Origin of the sequence: Synechococcus sp. R5-15 (assembly GCF_047462035.1) — a bacterium.
Taxonomy (GTDB): domain Bacteria; phylum Cyanobacteriota; class Cyanobacteriia; order Thermostichales; family Thermostichaceae; genus Thermostichus.
The window spans coordinates 1-2,117 of the sequence record NZ_JANSIK010000183.1 but is presented as its reverse complement, the minus strand read 5'-3'; the positions used below and the strand labels follow the sequence as shown (position 1 = coordinate 2,117).

General features: G+C 59.3%; 1 protein-coding gene. It reads left to right on the top strand.

Annotated features, from left to right (window positions below; all coding sequences use genetic code 11):
- The first annotated feature begins 453 nt into the window (after window positions 1-453).
- On the top strand, window positions 454-1,896 hold the full coding sequence (locus tag NW839_RS13180) for a gamma-aminobutyraldehyde dehydrogenase (RefSeq protein WP_414344852.1): 1,443 nt from the start codon (window positions 454-456) through the stop codon (window positions 1,894-1,896).
- Window positions 1,897-2,117: the final 221 nt, after the last annotated feature.

The window sequence follows — 2,117 nt, the reverse complement described above, 5'->3', positions numbered from 1 at the left end:
TACGTCCCGGCCAATCTCCAGCCACGCCAACAGCAAGGCCTCCGTCCCGCTGACGCGAGCGGCTTGTTGGCAGGCATCTGGATCAATCCGGTGCTTGTAGGTTATCAATCCGGTGCTTGTAGGTTACACCAGCATAAGTAGGTTTTGCTACAGATTTCGCTCAGAGGTATGGCGGGGATCCCTGTATCCCGGTGCTCACCCTGCGGGTAGAGTGCAGGACTGATTGCCCCTGCACCTCCGTTAGTTAGCAGATGCGGGATCCTCACCAGTGCGCCGTTGGCCACAGTCTACGGCCCGCTTTGCGAATAGCCGTTTGGGCCATCCCAATCCCAAAGGATCCCATCTCTGCACCCCAAAGTTGCCAAAGTTGAATGAAGCTTATGATTCAAGCCGAGCCAAAAAGATTCGGCACAATGGGGAGAGCCATTTCACCAAGCTGTTGAGGACATCGCTATGGCCTACAAACTCTGGATCGACGGCCAATGGGTCGATAGCCAAGGGGGGGGCCTGATGACCATCGAGAACCCGGCCACCGGCGAGAAACTGGCAGAGGTGGTGGATGCCAGCCCTGCCGATGTGGATCGGGCGGTGCAAGCTGCCCAGACCGCTTTCTACGATGGCCGTTGGTCGAAACTTACCCCCGGCGAGCGATCCCTGGCCCTCTGGAAATTGGCAGATCTGATCGAGGCTCGTGCCCCAGAACTGGCTCGTGTGGAATCGGAAAACACCGGCAAGCCCTACGAGTTCCTCAGCTTGGGGGGAGATTTGCCGTTTGCGGTGGATAATCTGCGTTTCTTCGCCGCTGCCGCCCGCGACATCCATGGCTTTAGCGCCGGGGAATATGCCAAGGGCTACACCTCCCTCTTTCGCAAAGAGCCGGTGGGGGTGTGCGCTCAAATTACCCCCTGGAACTATCCGCTGATGATGGCCGTCTGGAAGATCGGCCCCGCCCTGGCCGCCGGCTGTACGGTGGTGCTCAAGCCCGCTCCTGCCACCCCCCTGACCACCCTGATGCTGGGGGAACTGATCGCCGAGGCTGGGATCCCGCCCGGGGTAGTCAATATCGTTACCGGAGGCAATGCCACCGGCCAAGCCCTGGTGGAGCACCCCCAGGTGCGCATGGTCAGCCTTACCGGCTCTACCGCCACCGGCAAGCAGGTGATGCGGACAGCGGCAGATACCCTGAAGCGGGTGCATTTGGAACTGGGGGGCAAAGCGCCGTTTATCGTCTTCGAGGATGCGGACGTAGAGACCGTTGCTGCCAAGGCCACATTTGCTGCCACCGTCAATACCGGCCAAGACTGTACGGCAGCCACCCGCGTCTATGTGCACGAGAGCAAGCTGGCGCAGGCGCAAGAGGCCATTGTAGAAGCCATGCGCAAAGTAACGGTGGGATCCCCTTTCGAGGCGGGAGTGGAGATGGGGCCTTTGGTCTCAGCAGCCCAGCGGGAGCGGGTGATGGGATTTGTGGAGCGGGCCAAAGCAGAGGGAGCCAAGGTGCTGACCGGCGGTCGGATCCCTTCCCAGCTTGCCCAGGGCTACTACTATGAACCCACGGTGATTGCCAATGTCGATCAAAAAGCGGAGATCGTACAGAGTGAGGTTTTTGGGCCGGTTCTCACGCTCGGCTCGTTTCGCGAAGAAGCGGAAGCGCTACGCTTGGGCAATGACGTCCTATACGGGCTGGCGGCTTCTGTGTGGACTCAAGACATCGGACGAGCGATGAGGTTGGCCGCCGATCTGGAGTTCGGCACCGTCTGGATCAACGACCATATTCCCATTGCCTCTGAGGCCCCCCATGGCGGCTTTAAGCAATCGGGATTTGGCAAAGATCTCTCGGCAGAAGCGGTGCGCGACTACCAAATCACCAAACACGTGATGATTGCAACCCGCTGAAGTGATGCCCATTTTGAACAGAAGATGACCACCAAACAGCGGCGGCTCACCAGGGGTATTCCCAGTCGCCGTAGGCCATTGGTGGCCTTGATTCCGACCTACCCCTTCCCCTTGGGAGAGGGCTTGGGGAACTGTCTGGAGCCGGTTTGGAACCTGATACATTCACGCTGAACTCTCCTGAACATGGTTCAGGAAAGAAGCGATCGCATCCTGCCTATCTC